We start from the raw sequence: 15,792 nt of genomic DNA, 5'->3' as shown, positions 1-15,792 counted from the left end.
AGGCCCGGCGCTCACGACGGCCCTGGTTGGCCTCGCCAAAGGCCCGCTTCAAACGCGGCATCAGGGCACACAGCACCTGCCAGTCTTTCTGGCTTTCCAGTACCTCGGCATAGGTATTGAGAATACGCTTGTTGCGCGGCGCCATGTCCGCCAGCACCTTCAATTCGCTACGAGCCTGTTCCGGGTAGCCGTCTTCCAGGGCGAAGCGCGCTTTCATCAGGCCGGCCACCAAACGTCCCCGACGATCGCTGCTGGCCTGTTCAAGATAATGCTGCGTTGCCTCTACCTTGTCCTGCTCCTGGGCCGCTTCCGCCGCCAGCAACCAGGCCACCAGCGGCCAGTCACCGTCTTCACCGGCGGCCACCAGCAAGCGCTCGGCCTTTTCCTGTTCGCCATCCACTAACTGCAGGAAACCACTACGCAAACGACGCTCCGCCACTGCCTTTTTCCAGCGGCGGGTGGCACGCACCGGCTCCATGGCATTCCAGGCCGCGTTGCCCAGCAAGGTCAGCACCACCAACGCCACCGCGCCAAGCAGGGCCAGCAGCACCACAAACCCCAGGGTGGTATCCACAGACACGGAGTCCCGGATGATCAACACATAACCGGAATCCGCTGCCATCCAGCGCCCCAACGCCAGCGCGGCAACCAGGGCGATAATAACCAGCAGGACGACTTTCTTCATGCGCCGCCCTCCTTGCGTTTCAAGGCTTCGATAGCCGCCAGGCCATTACCGATTTGCGGCAGGGCCTGGGCCACGCTGGCACCGCCCATCTCCTTGAGGGTTGCCTGCATTTGTGCTGCACGGGGATCATCGTCCCGGAACCATTGTTCGAGGGTACTGCGAGCATTTTCAACGGCTTGCCCATAGGCCTCCGCCCGGCCCTGCATCAGCGCCAGCTGCGCCTGCTGCAGGCTGCCATCCAATGTCAGGCGCACCAGCGAAGCCTGCTCACCCGACAACGGCAGCGGCACTGCACCCTCGTGGCGACGCACGGTCACCGGCATCCGGTCCAGCACATCTTGCCACCAGGGCTGATCTACATCCGGGGTATCACGCTCCGGTGGTGACGCTTCTGCGGGTACCGCCAACTCAGCGACCAACTCCCGCAAGGCCCCCAGGCGCAGCACCATGCCCTGCACGTCCACCTGGCTGGCCCCACTGAGGGTTTCCATGTCCAGAGCCAGTGCCTTGCGGGCCGGCAACACGGCGGGGTCATCCAGGCGGGCCAGTGTTTCATCCGCCGCTTTCAACAAGCGGCGCGCGGCCAGGGCATCCTGGGTAAGCAACAGACGCTGGCTGGCCAGGCTGGCCAGGGCACGCGCTTCGTTGATCAGCCACAAACGCTGACCGCCGCTTTTCAAGTCGGTCAGCGCGGCGCGGTCCTTGGTCATCTGCGCCGCCAGTTTGGCCTGCTCTTTTTCCAGACCGGACAGGGCAGACTGCACCTGGGCGCGCTGGCTGGCCAACTCACCTTTCACGGTCGTCACTTGATCCGCCAGGCTGCTCTTTTCGCTCTTCAGCCGGGTGAACTCCTGCCACCCCCACCAGCCAGCCGCCCCGAGTGCAGCCAGCACCACCAGTACCAGCAGCACAGTCAAAAGGCTTGCCCCGGCCTGGCGGGAAAAAAGACGATCCTGCGTCATGTCAGCTCCGTTGTTGTCATAGCGAGGCGTGCGCGAGTCTCGAACCCCCTGCGCCCTCGGTGTGGCGATACCCGATATCATTGCAAAAACCTTAAAGTGAGCGCCCATTGCTGTCCAATCATTAACGGTTAGATCGGGTAAAAAATTCTTCGCGCCATAGAGTAATCACTATTCACCGCTGGACGCATAGCCAGACCGAAAATCACGCGCCCGACCAAGCCGGCAGGCAGCCAAGACACTGGGGAGAAGAAAGACGCTCGCCTTAACGATCGCTACCACCGGCGTTCAAGGCCGCCAGCATGTCATCGTCATGGGCACTGGCTGCCACCCGCACCGGGCCGGCATGATTGGCCTGCACCGCAGCAGCCACCCGCACCCCAGCCGCCACCACGCCACAACCGGCGGGCAGCACAGGCTGGAGCGCCTGCCAACCTTGCACGCTGGTAACCATCACCCAATCAGCCTGCGCCGAAATGGTGATGTGGCTGGCCCCATGGCGCCGGTAAAAGGCCAGCGCATCGACACGGGCACCGCGCGCTTCCAGGCTCTGCGCCAGCAACTCGCGGCCACTGTCGCCCCGACAGATCAGAACCTGTTTTTCCTGCAGCTGTTGCAGGCAGGGCAGCGCCAGCACCGCTTCGGAATTGAAGCCATGCTCTGGCACCGTGGCAGGTAGATGCCAGGACGCCAACTCCGCCGCCGTGGCCCGACCCACCGCCAGCCAGTGCACACCCACGGGCCACTGCGGCCACAGGTCCGCCATGGCCGACAGGGCCAACCGAGCGGCATTCACGCTGGCAAAAAATACCGCGTGGTAACGATCCAGTTCCATCAGGGTGCGTTGCATGGCGCCATCCACCGGCACCGGCTCTATTTCCAGCGCCGGCTGGTGAAGAGGCTGGTAGCCCGCCTCCGTGAGCAGGGCCATCAGCCGTTGCTGCTGGCCCGCGGGACGGGTCACGACGACCTGTTGCTGCCGTCCTTGCCGGGTCATTGGCGGGCGTACAAGGCCTGCAAAATGGCATCCGCGCCTTGGGCCAGCAGCTGTTCGGCAATATCGATACCCAACTCGGCACCCTGGGCGCGCGGAGCCGAGCCTTCCGCCCGCAGCACCCGGCTGCCATCTTCCTCTGCCACCAGGCCACGCAGCCACAATTGGCCATCCTCCAGCAACGCAAACCCCGCAATGGGGACCTGGCAGCCCCCTTCCAGACGGCGGTTCATGGCACGCTCAGCCACCACGCGATCCCAGGTATCCACATCGCTCAGCGGCGACAACAGCTCGATAGTGCGCGCATCCTCTTCGCGGCATTCGATACCCACCGCGCCCTGCCCCACGGCAGGCAGCGATTCTTCCGGAGGCATTTCGTAGCGAATGCGATCGTGCATTTCCAGGCGTTTGAGGCCCGCGGCAGCCAGAATAATGGCGTCAAATTCGCCGGCATCCAGTTTGCCCAGCCGGGTCTGCACATTCCCGCGCAGGCTTTTCACCACCAGATCCGGGCGATTGGCTTTTACCTGGGCCTGGCGGCGCAGGCTGGAGGTGCCCACGCAAGCGCCATGGGGCAAAGACGACAGGCTATCGAATGTACTGGAAACAAACGCATCCCGGGGATCTTCGCGCTCACAGATCACCGGCAGGGCAAACCCTTCCGGCAGCTCCATGGGCACATCCTTCATGGAGTGCACCGCAATATCCGCGCGCCCATCCATCATCGCCTCTTCCAGCTCCTTCACGAACAGCCCCTTGCCACCGATCTTGGCCAGCGGGGTGTCGAGGATCTTGTCCCCCTGGGTCTTGATCCGCACCAGCTCCACCGCCAACCCGTCATGCAGGCTTTCCAGACGCTGCTGAACATACTCGGCCTGCCAGATAGCCAGCGGGCTGGAACGGGTGGCGATACGCAAGATTTCGCGGGACATGGGGCATCCTGTTGTTCAGTTAAAAAGTGGACTTAGTCTACAGCAAAGGCGCGTGGGGGCCGAGACGAGGAGTTAAAAGTGAAAAGTTCAAAGTTTAAAAGCGCGGGCAGAGTAGTCGGATTCAGAAACGTCGAAGCCGCGCCCATAGTCTGGACGCGGCTTCGAGAGCAGGCCCCACCCGGTGCAGGCCCGCGTTTCAACTTTAAACTTTCAACTTAATTGCCGTACACGACAACGGTGAATTCCGCCAGCACCCCAAAGAAGTTCTGGGATTCATAGTCCACATGGTGAATTTCGGTAATCCCGCCATTACGGGCGGCGGTCTGGATGCTGGCATCGCCGGAGGCAACCACACCGAGAATGGAGCGGGCACTGGCGCGCCCCACGCGAGTGGGCTTTTCCGAGGAGGCGGTGGCCGCCATGGGCGCTTTCACGTTGCCGTACAGAAAGCCGGTAACCGGCATGGTGGCGCTGGCACAACCGCTGAGCACGACCGCGCTGACCAGAAGAAGGAGAGTTTTTTTCATCACAGAGTTCCTGTTTTTGTTATTCGTTGTCGTTCATTTTTCGTTCAATGCAGCAAGCTCAAGGCTAGCATGCGACCCGGACCTTGTTAATTACCCCGGATCCCCGTTACAGGCTTTGCAGCACCCGCCGCAGCCCCGCCACATGGCGCCGGCTCACGGTCAACCGTTCATCCACCCCGCGCAGACGCACCTGATGGTGCCCGGCGGTGGCCATCTCCATGCCCTCAATATACCGGAGTGCCACCAACGCATTGCGGTGAATACGCACAAACTGGTCACCGAATTCGGTTTCCAGTTCTTTCAGGGTTTCGTCAATCAGCACTTCGCCTTCACTAAAACACACGGTCACGTATTTCTGATCAGCCAGGAAGTAGCGCACGTCCTCCACCGGCACCAGTTCCAGACCCCGGTGGGTTCGGGCGCTGATATGGCCGCGACGACGGGGCTTTTCTTCGCTCACCTCATCGCTGATTTCCGCCAGCTGCACGCGGTTAAGCGTTTTCGCCTTGGTTAGTGCCGTTGTCAGGTCGGCGGCATTGACGGGCTTGAGCAGGTAATCCACCGCGTGCACGCGGAATGCCTGCAAGGCATGCTCGTCATAGGCCGTACAGAAAATCACGGCCGGCGGATTGTCCATCTTGCCCAGATGCTCCGCCGCTTCCATGCCATCCATTTCCGGCATGCGGATATCCATCAGCACCACGTCCGGCTTGCAGGACTGGGCTTCAATGATGGCTTCACGGCCATTGGCCGCCTCTGCCACCACCTCGGCATTCTCGATTTTATCGACCAGCCTCTTGAGCCGGTCCCGAGCCAGTTGCTCGTCATCGCAGACAAGTACCCGCATAAGTCCCATCCTTTTTATTGCAGCGGATATCGAATTTCGATCTCGTATTCTTTTTGTTCCGGGCGGGATTCCACCGCCACATCATCACCGTACAGGGCTTCCAGCCGGTGACGTATATTTTCCAGCGCCATGCGGTTGCCTTTGTGATGTCCGTCGCCTTCCGGCTTGGGATTGCTCACCGACAGCACCAGGTTGCCATTGTGCGCGAGGGCGCGAATCGTCACCATCCCCCCTGCAGATAATGGCTGTATGCCATGATAAATGGCATTTTCAAGCAAGGGTTGCAAGGTTAATAACGGAATCTTCAGGGATTTTGCGTCTACCTGGATATCCCATGCCACCTGCAAACGCTCCCCCATCCGCAGCTGCTCGATGTGAATATAGCGCCGACACAGCTCCAGTTCTTCTTCCAGTGAGGCCTCGTTTCCACTGTTCTTGAGGCTGGCGCGAAACAGCACCGACAAGTCCTCCACCACCTGCTCCGCCCCATCCGGGTCCACCGCGATAAGGCTGGCGATAATGTTCATGGAATTGAACAGAAAGTGCGGGCGGATCCGTGATTGCAGGGCCTGAATACGTGCCTGCAACTCAGCCTGATCCTTTTGCCGCAACTGCTCCTGCACATAGAAATAGCGCATAACCAGGCCGGCGATGATCGCCGCAATCAAGCCGTTAACCGGAATTTCTGTAGACCACAGCCCCATTTCCAGTGCGCCGCCGCTCACCCAAGCCATGATCAGCCGGGCCAGAACGCTGAACAACAGGGTATCGACCACCACCAGCAATACCACAGCGGTAGAGGTCCAGGCGGGTGGCAACAGGTTCAGTCGATTACGCAGCTGGCACACCAGCGCCGCAGACGTCAGCCCCACCCACTGCACGAACAGAGAGGTAACCGCCAGCCGACCGACACTGAAATCGTCGTAGTAAGTGGCCACCAACGTCACCACCAACGCCATCAACTCAGCCACCACCACCACCACCAGCACGGCTCGAGTGCTGCACAGGTCAGGCAGGAAACTGTTATTGGCCGGGACATCCATGGCCACGAATGCTCTCCTTATACGGAAAAACAATTAGTTATTAAGATGTTATACCTGAACCAACCGCCACTCCCAAGGAATAGTCTCCCCCTGCTATACTTGCGCCCCCGCAAACCAAGCGTTGAGCAAGTACGATGACTGACAAGCAGCAGAACAAACTCTGGGGCGGCCGCTTCAGCGAGTCCACCGACCAGTTCGTGCAGGAATTCACTGCCAGTGTGAACTTCGACCGCCGCATGTACCGTCAGGACATCTATGGCTCCCAGGCCCATGCCACCATGCTGGCCGAAGTGGGCGTGCTCACCGATGAGGAGCGCGATGCCATTATCCAGGGGCTGCGTGAAATTCAGCTGGAAATCGAAAACGGCGAGTTCGAGTGGTCCGTGGCCCTGGAAGATGTGCACATGAACATCGAAGCGCGGCTCACCGACAAGATCGGCATCACCGGCAAAAAGCTGCACACCGGTCGCAGCCGTAACGACCAGGTAGCCACCGACATCCGCCTGTGGCTGCGCGACGAACTGCTGATTCTGGAAGAGCAGTATCTGTACCTGATGACCGGCCTGCTGAACCTGGCCGAGCGCGAAGCGGCCACCATCATGCCCGGCTTTACTCACCTGCAGACGGCCCAGCCAGTGACCTTCGGGCACCACCTGCTGGCCTGGTTCGAAATGCTCAAACGTGATCGCGAGCGCCTGCTGGATTGCCGCAAGCGGGTCAACCGCATGCCCCTGGGCGCCGCCGCCCTGGCCGGCACCACCTACCCGATCAACCGCGAGCGTACCTGCGAGTTGCTCGGCTTCGACGGCGTCTGCGAAAACTCGCTGGACGCGGTGAGCGACCGGGACTTCGCCATCGAATTCTGCGCTCTGGCCGCCCTGACCATGACCCACCTGTCGCGGATCAGCGAAGAACTGGTGCTGTGGACCAGCGCCCAGTTCAACTTCATCAACCTGCCCGACCGCTTCTGCACCGGCAGCTCCATCATGCCGCAGAAGAAAAACCCGGACGTGCCCGAGCTGGTACGCGGCAAGACCGGCCGCGTTAACGGCCACCTGATCAGCCTGCTGACCCTGATGAAAAGCCAGCCGCTGGCCTACAACAAGGACAATCAGGAAGACAAGGAACCGTTGTACGACGCCGTGGACACCCTCAAGGGCAGCCTGCGCGCCTTCGGCGACATGATCCCGTCCCTGGAGCCCAACCGCGAAGTCATGCGCGAGGCGGCCCGCCGTGGCTTCGCCACTGCCACCGATCTGGCCGATTACCTGGTCCGCAAGGGCATCGCTTTCCGCGACTCCCACGAGATCGTCGGCAAGGCCGTGGCCTATGGCGTAGAGAAGAAGAAGGATCTGGGTGACATGTCCCTGTCCGAACTCAAGCAGTTCAGCGACCAGATCGACGACGACGTGTTCGACGTGCTGACCCTGGAAGGCTCGGTGAGCGCCCGTAACCACATCGGCGGCACCGCACCGGACCAGGTACGGGCGGCCGTGGCCCGCGCCCGCGAGGCGCTGGACAACACCAGCCACTAACGCGCCGCAACGAGCGCTTTCTTCGGAAGGCGCCGTACGATAAAAAACGCCACCGACTCTCTGGAGCCGGTGGCGTTTTCGTTCCGGGCAACGGCGTAGCCGTTAGCACACCCGCACAGCAGTCCCTGCCCCGTGCTACGCCAGATCTTCACCGTTGGCTTCTGGCTGATACTCGATGGCGAGAATCTCCAGTTTCAGGGTCTTGCCGTTGGGCGCGGGCCAGTCGATACTCTGGCCCACCGATAACCCCAGTAGCGCTGCCCCCACCGGCGCCAACACGGACACTTTCTCCGGCCCGCTATCCTGCGGATACACCAGCGTCAGGCTCATTTCCCGCCCACGCCCCTGTTCCCGGCAGCGAATCCGCGAATTCATGGTCACCACATCCGCCGGCATTGCCTCGGGGGCCACCACCGTGGCACGCAACAGCTCCTCTTCCAGGCCTTCGGCCACCTCGCCATGGGCGGTGGCTAACAATGCTTCCAGGCGCGCAACATCCAAACGTGAAACGGTAATGGCCGGTAACGCCATGGCTTTCTCCTTACAGGGTCAATCATTCAGAAATGCCCCGCGCATACACGCCCGCCCGCATGCCGGGGTATCCAGGCGCAGGCAGGGCAAGTACGAGTGAAGGGGCGAAAAGATCAGCAGAAATGTGTCCACGCGGGGCAGACTATTCACTGATAGTAAACCGGACCGCTTTTTTCTCAAGCGGCGTTATCGGACACCCAAACCGCAGCGGCACGCAGGCTGCCATTGCAGTACCGAACCGTTATACTCCCCCTCCAGCAAACGGAGTATCCCATGCGCCCATTCAGCCTGTTACTGTTCCTGCTACTGGCCGCCTGCGGCCAGAAAGGTCCGTTGTATTTTGACCAGGAACGCAGCGCAACCGCACCGGCCAGCGACGCGCAACCGGCGCAGCCCGATGCAAAAGACAGTGAAGACACCCAAGACGAAGACGACGCCAACGCGTCCGGACAGGAATAATCATGGATCCCTTTCAGTACCGTGACGGCCAGCTATTCGCCGAAGATCTTCCCGTAGAACAGCTGGCGGATCGCTTCGGCACACCGCTCTACCTGTATTCCCGTGCGGCTCTGGAGCGTCACTATCTGGCCTTCGATGAAGCCTTCGGCGACCACCCTCACCAGGTGTGCTACGCAGTGAAAGCCAACTCCAACCTGGCGGTGTTGAATGTGCTGGCCCGGTGTGGAGCGGGGTTCGATATCGTTTCCGGTGGTGAGCTGGAGCGGGTGCTGCGCGCCGGGGGCGACCCGGACAAGATTGTCTTTTCCGGCGTGGGCAAAACCGCCGACGAAATGGCCGCGGCTCTGAAAGCCAACATCCACTGCTTCAATGTGGAATCCGCCGCCGAGCTGGAACTGCTCAACCTGGTGGCCGGCGAACTGGACCGCGAAGCCCCCATCGCCATCCGGGTGAACCCGGATGTGGACGCCCAGACCCATCCCTATATTTCCACCGGCCTGAAAGACAACAAGTTCGGCGTGGACATCACCAAGGCACCGGCCCTGTATCAGCGCGCCCACGAGATGCCGCACATCCGCATCCTCGGCATCGACTGCCACATCGGCAGCCAGCTGACCAAGCTTGCGCCCTTTGAAGATGCACTGGACCGGGTGCTGAAACTGCTTGCCCAGCTGCAGGAGCATGGCATCGAAATCCATCACCTGGATCTGGGCGGTGGCCTGGGCGTCACCTACGACGATGAAACGCCACCGGACCGTGCGGCTTATGTGCAGGCCCTGCTCAAGCACATCCCCGGCGAGCTGCCCGTACATATCGAACCGGGCCGCTCCATTGCCGCCAACGCCGGCCTGTTCATTACCCAGGTGTTGTTCCTCAAGCCCACCGAGCACAAGAACTTCGCCATCGTCGACGGCGCCATGAACGACCTGATTCGCCCGAGCCTGTATTCCGCTTGGCAAAATATCGTGCCGGTGAAACCCCATGACGCCGATTGCCGTAACTGGGATATCGTCGGCCCGGTGTGCGAAACCGGCGACTTCCTCGGCAAGGACCGCGCCCTGTCCCTGGAAACCGGCGACCTGCTGGCCGTGCGCAGCGCCGGCGCTTACGGCTTCGCCATGGCCAGCAACTACAACAGCCGCAACCGCCCCGCCGAGATCATGGTGGATGGCGACCAGGCCTTTGTGGTGCGTCAGCGGGAAACCTATGACGAACAGCTCAAGCTGGAGTCGCTGCTGCCGTAACGAGAGACGCTGCGCGCAACACGCTTGGGGCAACAACGCGAAAGCGGCTGGGAGATAGAGTGAACACAAAAAGCCGCGCCAGACGAATGTCGGGGCGGCTTTTTTCTGCCGCCGCGAAGCTCACCTGTGGGAGCGAATTTTGTGGTTAACTAGATCCAAAGTGGCAACCTGAAACGGTCATGGCCCGACACGCGCTCCTGCTTTTTGTTCTCGCGGTTTTTACCGCACCGTCCCAAGCGGCCACGCCACTGGACCAGGCCGTCCGTCTGAGCCTGGCAGAAAACTATGTCACCGCCGCCCTTCTCACCGGCGGCAATGCCGTACGCTTCGGCTTCTGGGATTTCGATCCCAACAACTACATCGGTTTCGAGGATGAAAACCTGGGTTCACTGGAAGCCCAGGAACTTCGCCAGCGCCTTACCACCCTGTCCATCCCCTACACCTGGAGCAGGCCACTGGGGGAAGACAGCAATACCCTGGTGCTTGGCGTGAAGGCCGCTTACCTCGGCCAGCAACAGGAGACCCGACTGGTCAGCCCCGACCAACGCGTGGAGGACAGGATCGACGGCTCAGTGACCACACTGTCCATGGGTGGGGAAGTCCGTCACCGGATGAATGATCATGTCGGCCTGGCCGCAGGCATGAACCTGCTCTGGCAGCGCTACCGCAATGACACGGATTTCAACACCCCGGAATCCCAGGCCCTGGCACCGCTGGCCGATGGGCTGATAACCAACTATCGCGCCAATGCCTGGCAGGCCGAACCCCATGTTCGTGCCACCTGGTTTGTCGACGGGCGCGGCGCAGAACTGAAGCTGATCAGTGATTTTCACTACATGCATGGGCGCACCTATAACACCGGAGAATCCGCCCACGATGTGCAACCGGAAGCCTGGTATTGGGCCAACGGCGTCCGCTGGCGCCACCCCTTTGTCACCCGCATACTGCCCGGCCAGAATGTCTGGCTGCAGGCCTCACGGTATGATCTGGGCGGCGATCTGGATGGTCCGCTGGGTAACCACTATTACTACGAAGCCGGGGTTGGCTGGTTACTGGACCTGCGAAAAAGGGGAATCCCTTTCGTGGACAACGTGGGCATCGGCATCAACCTGAACTATGGCAGCGTGCTGCGCGGCGGCACCCTGGTGCTGTTGTTCAACGAGGAGTAGTGGCCACTGCTTGCGGCGGGGTCAACCGCAGTACCTTGATGCCCAGCCAGGCATAGGCTAGCGCCAGCACCGGGTTGATCAGGTTGAAGAACGCATAGAAAAGGTAATCGGTCACCGGCACCAGCAGCACCGACTGCATGTAGGCTCCACAGGTATTCCAGGGGATCAGCGGGCTGGTGATGGTGCCGCCATCTTCCAGCGCACGGGACAGGTTTACCGGGGCCAGCCCTTTTTTCTCATAGGCTTCGCGGAACATGCGCCCGGGCATGATGATGGAGATGTACTGATCGGCGGTAAGGATATTGCTGCCAAAGCAGGTCGCCAGGGTCGCGGTGATCAACCCGGCAGCGCCCTTGACCATCCCCAGCAGCCCCTCGATCAAACGCGCCAGTAGCCCGGCTTTTTCCATGACTGCGCCAAACGTCATGGCGCACATGATCAGCCAGACCGTGTTCATCATGGAAGCCATGCCACCGCCTGAGAGCAGGTCATTGAGAGCCGCATCGCCGGCATCCACTGTAACCCCGGCAAAGAAAGTCTGCCAGATCACCTGCAGGGTCAGCGTCCAGTCCGGGTTGGCTACCCCTGCCTGCACGGCGATGGCCTCCTGCTGAAACAGCAACGCCCAGACACCACCCACCAGCGCGCCAATGAAAATGGCAGGCAGCGCCGGCATGCGCTTGAGCGCCATAAACAACAACAGCCCCAGCGGCAGCAAGTGAATGAGGGAAACATGGAATTGGCTTTCCAGCCCTGCCAGCAGGGGCGCAATACGATCCACACCGGTGTCGGGAATGTCCGTATGCATCCCCATCACCAGAAAGATCAGCAGAGCGATGACAATGGACGGCACCGTGGTCCACAGCATCAGGCGAATGTGCTCGAACAGTTCGGAACCGGCCACCGCCGGCGCCAGGTTGGTGGTTTCGGACAGGGGCGAGATCTTGTCACCGAAATAGGCCCCGGACACCACTGCCCCGGCGGCCACCGGCAGGGACAGCCCCAGCCCGCTGGCCACGCCGATGAGCGCCACGCCCACGGTGGCCGCCACAGTCCAGCTGGAACCGATACTCAGGGCAATAATCGCGCAGATCAGGCAGGCCGCCGCGTAGAACAGCGACGGGTTCATCAGCTCCAGGCCAAAATAGATCAGCGACGGGACAATGCCCGCCAGCCGCCAGGTGCCAATCAGCGCGCCGACCATCAGCAGAATCAGGATGGCACCCAGCGCCACCGAGATTCCCTGTACCATGGCGGTTTCGATTTCCCGCCAGGTCAGACCGTTCTTGAACGCGATCAATGAGGCCAGGCCGGCGCAGAACAACAGGGCAATCTGGTTAGGCCCGGAAGACGCGCTGTCACCATACAGGTACACCGCCGCCGCCAGCAGGCCCACCAACACGACAATCGGCAGCAAGGCATCAAACAGGGAGGGACGGCGGTGTCGGGATTCAGTCATGGCGGCAACAGTGGGCGACAGAACGTTCGGTTATACGTGAGCAAGCGCAAGTAAGCACTTACCGCCTGTACAGAAAGCGGCGCAGTCTACCAGTGCAGCGACAGACCGGCATCACCGGTCGTCGGAGTTTCACTCGGCAAACGGCAACCGAAAACGGCCACACGACAGGCGCAGCTGGCACCAACAAGACAGCGCGTCAGGCGCTATTCGCCAGTGCCTTCAGGGCATCGCCTTCCAGACGGTAGCGCACCCACTCTGACTGGGGGCGTGCGCCCAGGCCTTCATAGAAATCGATGGCGGGCGTATTCCAGTCCAGTACGCTCCACTCGAAACGCCCGCAATCACGCTCCACGGCCAAAGCCGCCAGCCGGGCCAGCAGGGCTTTGCCGATGCCCGCCCCTCGCTGTTCCGGCTCCACGAACAGGTCTTCCAGATACAGGCCGTTGCGGCCTTGCCAGGTAGAGTAATTGAAGAAGTAGATGGCCAGCCCAACGATCAGGCCATCCTGCTCGGCCACCATGGCATGGGCCGTTGCTCCTTCACCAAACAGGGTAGCAGCCAGCTGCTGTGCATCGGCCTTCACCTGATCCTCGGCTTTTTCGTAGCGCGCCAGATCACGGATAAGGCGCAACAAGTCCGCCACATCCCCACGCCGGGCGTCTCGCAGAACAACGGTCATTCCGGCGTTTCACCGGTCAGCTGCTTTACCAGGGTATGACCATTGGCATCGCAGAGCGCATCTTTCAATAACGGCATGGCCTGAGCCATGTGCTGGGCCAGCGTGTAAGGCGGGTTAATGATCAACATGCCCGTACCGGTCATGCCGCGGCCGGAAGCATCCGGGCGCACGCAGCATTCCACCCGCAACAGATTGGGAATCCCCGCTTTCACAAAACGGCGAATAAAGCTTTCCGTGCGGTTGCGGTCCAGCACCGGGTACCAGATGGCATAGGTGGCGGTGGCAAATTTCTCCATGGCCATTTGCACCGCAGGCAGCACGCCGTTGTAATCCGCTTCCATCTCGTAGGACGGATCAATCAGTACCAGACCGCGCCGATGCTGGGGCGGCAGCAATGCCTTGAGCCCCTGCCAGGCATCTTCCTTGAGCACCTGCACCCGCTTGTCGTCAGCGAACTCACGCTTGAGCAGGGCAAAGTCAGTGGTGTGCAGCTCCGTGCACTGCAGCACATCCTGCTCACGCAGCAGGCGGGCGCTGATCAGCGGCGAACCGGGATAGTCCGTCAGCCGCCCCACCGGGTTCAGCTTTTCCACCAGCGACACATACTGGTCAATCACCCCCACCCCGGTGCGCTTGCCAAACAACCTGGCAATCCCTTCCTGGTACTCACCGGTCTTCTGCATGTGCTCACTGGCGATGGCATAGCTGCCTGCACCGGCGTGGGTGTCGTGCACCGTGAAGGGTTTGTCCTTCTTCTTCAGGTATTCAATGATTGCCATCTGCACGATGTGCTTGAGGACATCGGCGAAATTGCCGGCGTGGTAGCTGTGGCGGTAGGACAACATGACATACATCCAGAATGAGCTGAAAGCGGCAGTGTAGGACAACCAGCCCTTATGGCAATAAAAAACCGCCCCGAGGGGCGGTTTACATTCCTGGCTTCTTGGCGGGGATCCTCTATCTGGACACTCTTTTGCCTGTGCCAGCCAAGCCTGATTTGGCCATGGGCTCCATGCCACCCACCTCGTCTTCGCCATCGCCTTCATACAACGGGAAAGAACCTTCCGTACGAGAGATGACCACATCGTCAAGTACCCAGCCACGGAAACCGTTATAAAGCTCATCTTCCGTAGAGAAGACAAAACGCAGCACAACGTCCGATTCACCTGCGTAAGCATCCAGAGAAATGGGCTCCTGCTGTGCATTGACGGGCGGAGCATTAAAACCCGCATTGGAATAGGGGATTGCATCCCGCTCCAGTGAGGACTCAGGATCGGCCAACGGATTGAGCCGTGCCAGATTCTCAAAACTGCTGCCGCCATCAGTTGAGACCTGGACCATCATCAGGTCGAAACCGTTTTCATTCGGATTCACCGACTCGATTTCCCACCAGGCCCTGAAGCTCAAAGCAAGCGGCACGGATTCTTCAGAGAGATCAATGGAAGGCGAGACCAGCCCTCCCTGATGCTCAGATACGGACAGCCCGCCATCATCATTTACACTGCCATCCTGATCTCGTTCACCAATGAAGTTGCCTTGTGTCACATCCCCATACCAGTAAGACACCTGCCCCTGCAGCGCCTGAGGCAAGGCCCCCGCCGACAGATCTCCGGGGGCAAGCTTCACATAGCTGCCTACCAGATTATTGCTGATTCCATGCCCCGCGTTGAGGTACTGCCAGCGAGTTTCCGCAAGGCCTCCCTCCTTCTGCCACAGGTCACGAGTTGCAGAATCCGCTTCAAATGTCTCCCGCCAGAGCACGCTCCCCTGATCCTGCTCCGCTTTCTCCAGCTTGATGTTCACGCCTGCCAGGCTGCCGCTATTGACCTCGATAGCCTGGGAAGAGGTTTGATACCCCGGCGCGACTGCCCGGAGGGTCGACGTGGCCAGGGTTTCAGCCAGATCCTTGCTCACATTAAAACTCAGAGAGTACTCACCTTCAGCGTTGGTCGTGGTAACCGCATAGGCCCCATTGGTAGCAGTACCAGCCCCAAGCGATACCTGTGCCCCCTCAATGGGCCCCTTATCGTCATAAACCATGCCTGACAACGAACCGACGATTGAATCTACCTCCGTGCAGCTGGACAAATCACAACTGATCGGCATGGTGATGGAAAACAGCACGACAGCATTACCCGCCGCGATCTGAACAATGTGATAAACCTGAACGCTATTGTGTGTCAGCTGGACAAAGTAAATCCCCGGCACAATTTCACTGATATCCAGCTCACCCTTTTCATCCAGAAACAGTCCAGCCACTGCGCTGAAATCAGGAAACGTGGATGCTGAAGGAAATGTCAGCCCCGCCGATCCGGCGCTCTTGGCCATCTTGGCTTTCTTGGCCTCGGCTTCCGAAACCAGCTTGATTTCGGCATTCGCCAGAGGCTGGTTATTGGCGTCCACAAACGCCAGCTTTGCCACGTTCCCCGGAGCGGGATCATATGCCCCGCCACCGCCACCCAAACTATTCCCGGCCCCATCACTACCACCGCCACCACCACAGGCAGCCACCATGGCCACCACTGACATGATCAGCAGTCGACTCACCCAGATTCGCATAATTCTCTCCATAGAATAGAAACAGACCCTCTTGCGAGCTGGATTGTAGAGCAGCCCTGGGGAAGTGGCAGGCAAGCATTTTCCCTGTATGCCTGTAATCTTTTGCCTACACGAGACTGACGCTATGGTTTCCAGGCAGTACAATGGCCTTTTAGTCGCACCGGATATTC

16 protein-coding genes are annotated in these 15,792 nt (G+C 60.4%); 4 read left to right on the top strand and 12 right to left on the bottom strand.

The genetic code is table 11. The features are described 5' to 3' along the window. The 7 genes from A3730_RS13040 to A3730_RS13010 form a co-directional block, all read right to left on the bottom strand. A partial coding sequence (locus tag A3730_RS13040; protein ID WP_304439496.1) for a heme biosynthesis protein HemY occupies positions 1–685 on the bottom strand: 685 nt, incomplete at its 3' end. Then, positions 682–1,647, bottom strand: coding sequence for a uroporphyrinogen-III C-methyltransferase (locus tag A3730_RS13035; RefSeq protein ID WP_063519245.1), 966 nt, complete (start codon positions 1,645–1,647; stop codon positions 682–684). The genes A3730_RS13040 and A3730_RS13035, both read right to left, overlap by 4 nt. A gap of 262 nt (positions 1,648–1,909) precedes the next feature. Then, positions 1,910–2,608 carry a uroporphyrinogen-III synthase gene (locus A3730_RS13030; protein ID WP_231880544.1) on the bottom strand — a complete coding sequence of 233 codons (699 nt, stop codon included), beginning with the start codon at positions 2,606–2,608 and terminating at the stop codon, positions 1,910–1,912. 29 nt (positions 2,609–2,637) lie between these two features. Further along, positions 2,638–3,570 (bottom strand): hydroxymethylbilane synthase, encoded by a 933-nt coding sequence (gene hemC / locus A3730_RS13025; protein ID WP_063519243.1) that lies wholly within the window; start codon positions 3,568–3,570, stop codon positions 2,638–2,640. 215 nt (positions 3,571–3,785) lie between these two features. Continuing rightward, the gene (locus A3730_RS13020; RefSeq protein WP_063519242.1) at positions 3,786–4,097 is read right to left on the bottom strand and encodes a TRL-like family protein; all 312 of its coding nucleotides are present in this window, start codon (positions 4,095–4,097) and stop codon (positions 3,786–3,788) included. A 106-nt stretch (positions 4,098–4,203) separates the two neighbouring features. Then, entirely contained in the window at positions 4,204–4,944 is a 741-nt protein-coding gene (locus A3730_RS13015; protein ID WP_063519241.1) for a LytTR family DNA-binding domain-containing protein, read from the bottom strand. Positions 4,945–4,958: 14 nt separating this feature from the next. Next, entirely contained in the window at positions 4,959–5,987 is a 1,029-nt protein-coding gene (locus tag A3730_RS13010; RefSeq protein ID WP_231880546.1) for a sensor histidine kinase, read from the bottom strand. A 134-nt stretch (positions 5,988–6,121) separates the two neighbouring features. On the opposite strand from A3730_RS13010, the gene argH reads away from it, so the two are divergent. Then, a complete protein-coding gene (gene argH / locus A3730_RS13005; protein ID WP_063519239.1) occupies positions 6,122–7,522 on the top strand; it encodes an argininosuccinate lyase in 1,401 nt (466 codons plus the stop codon). 135 nt (positions 7,523–7,657) lie between these two features. Here the strand turns inward: argH and rnk are convergent, their stop codons facing one another. Further along, entirely contained in the window at positions 7,658–8,053 is a 396-nt protein-coding gene (gene rnk / locus A3730_RS13000; protein ID WP_063519238.1) for a nucleoside diphosphate kinase regulator, read from the bottom strand. A gap of 273 nt (positions 8,054–8,326) precedes the next feature. On the opposite strand from rnk, the gene A3730_RS12995 reads away from it, so the two are divergent. From A3730_RS12995 to A3730_RS12985, 3 genes are all read left to right on the top strand, one after another. Beyond that, positions 8,327–8,512: a lipoprotein gene (locus A3730_RS12995; RefSeq protein WP_063519237.1), complete on the top strand. Its 186-nt coding sequence runs from the start codon at positions 8,327–8,329 to the stop codon at positions 8,510–8,512. A gap of 2 nt (positions 8,513–8,514) precedes the next feature. Next, positions 8,515–9,756 (top strand): diaminopimelate decarboxylase, encoded by a 1,242-nt coding sequence (gene lysA, locus A3730_RS12990; protein ID WP_063538199.1) that lies wholly within the window; start codon positions 8,515–8,517, stop codon positions 9,754–9,756. A gap of 179 nt (positions 9,757–9,935) precedes the next feature. Next, a complete protein-coding gene (locus tag A3730_RS12985) occupies positions 9,936–10,925 on the top strand; it encodes a Solitary outer membrane autotransporter beta-barrel domain (protein ID WP_063520759.1) in 990 nt (329 codons plus the stop codon). Here the strand turns inward: A3730_RS12985 and nhaC are convergent. From nhaC to A3730_RS12965, 4 genes are all read right to left on the bottom strand, one after another. Next, positions 10,912–12,384, bottom strand: a complete 1,473-nt coding sequence (gene nhaC / locus A3730_RS12980; RefSeq protein ID WP_063538197.1) for a Na+/H+ antiporter NhaC — start codon at positions 12,382–12,384, stop codon at positions 10,912–10,914. The genes A3730_RS12985 and nhaC overlap by 14 nt on opposite strands. 196 nt (positions 12,385–12,580) lie before the next feature. Beyond that, entirely contained in the window at positions 12,581–13,063 is a 483-nt protein-coding gene (locus A3730_RS12975) for a GNAT family N-acetyltransferase (RefSeq protein ID WP_063519336.1), read from the bottom strand. Beyond that, a complete protein-coding gene (locus A3730_RS12970; protein WP_063519335.1) occupies positions 13,060–13,908 on the bottom strand; it encodes a 23S rRNA (adenine(2030)-N(6))-methyltransferase RlmJ in 849 nt (282 codons plus the stop codon). The genes A3730_RS12975 and A3730_RS12970 overlap by 4 nt, the downstream gene beginning before the upstream one ends. Positions 13,909–14,020: 112 nt before the next feature. Continuing rightward, positions 14,021–15,792, bottom strand: a 1,772-nt coding sequence (locus A3730_RS12965; protein WP_231883953.1) for a carboxypeptidase-like regulatory domain-containing protein, incomplete at its 5' end; no start/stop codon positions are given.

Source organism: Alcanivorax sp. HI0044 (assembly GCF_001634945.1).
Note: the sequence above shows the minus strand (reverse complement) of the source record. Positions and strands in the feature narration are given on the sequence as shown.

Bases quoted from the DNA above. Each gene is read 5' to 3' on its own strand.
- A3730_RS13035 (WP_063519245.1), bottom strand. From the start codon at position 1,647: ATGACGCAGGATCGTCTTTTTTCCCGCCAGGCCGGGGCAAGCCTTTTG.
- hemC (WP_063519243.1), bottom strand. From the start codon at position 3,570: ATGTCCCGCGAAATCTTGCGTATCGCCACCCGTTCCAGCCCGCTGGCT.
- A3730_RS13020 (WP_063519242.1), bottom strand. From the start codon at position 4,097: ATGAAAAAAACTCTCCTTCTTCTGGTCAGCGCGGTCGTGCTCAGCGGT.
- A3730_RS13015 (WP_063519241.1), bottom strand. From the start codon at position 4,944: ATGCGGGTACTTGTCTGCGATGACGAGCAACTGGCTCGGGACCGGCTC.
- A3730_RS13010 (WP_231880546.1), bottom strand. From the start codon at position 5,987: ATGGATGTCCCGGCCAATAACAGTTTCCTGCCTGACCTGTGCAGCACT.
- argH (WP_063519239.1), top strand. From the start codon at position 6,122: ATGACTGACAAGCAGCAGAACAAACTCTGGGGCGGCCGCTTCAGCGAG.
- rnk (WP_063519238.1), bottom strand. From the start codon at position 8,053: ATGGCGTTACCGGCCATTACCGTTTCACGTTTGGATGTTGCGCGCCTG.
- A3730_RS12995 (WP_063519237.1), top strand. From the start codon at position 8,327: ATGCGCCCATTCAGCCTGTTACTGTTCCTGCTACTGGCCGCCTGCGGC.
- lysA (WP_063538199.1), top strand. From the start codon at position 8,515: ATGGATCCCTTTCAGTACCGTGACGGCCAGCTATTCGCCGAAGATCTT.
- A3730_RS12985 (WP_063520759.1), top strand. From the start codon at position 9,936: ATGGCCCGACACGCGCTCCTGCTTTTTGTTCTCGCGGTTTTTACCGCA.
- nhaC (WP_063538197.1), bottom strand. From the start codon at position 12,384: ATGACTGAATCCCGACACCGCCGTCCCTCCCTGTTTGATGCCTTGCTG.
- A3730_RS12975 (WP_063519336.1), bottom strand. From the start codon at position 13,063: ATGACCGTTGTTCTGCGAGACGCCCGGCGTGGGGATGTGGCGGACTTG.
- A3730_RS12970 (WP_063519335.1), bottom strand. From the start codon at position 13,908: ATGTTGTCCTACCGCCACAGCTACCACGCCGGCAATTTCGCCGATGTC.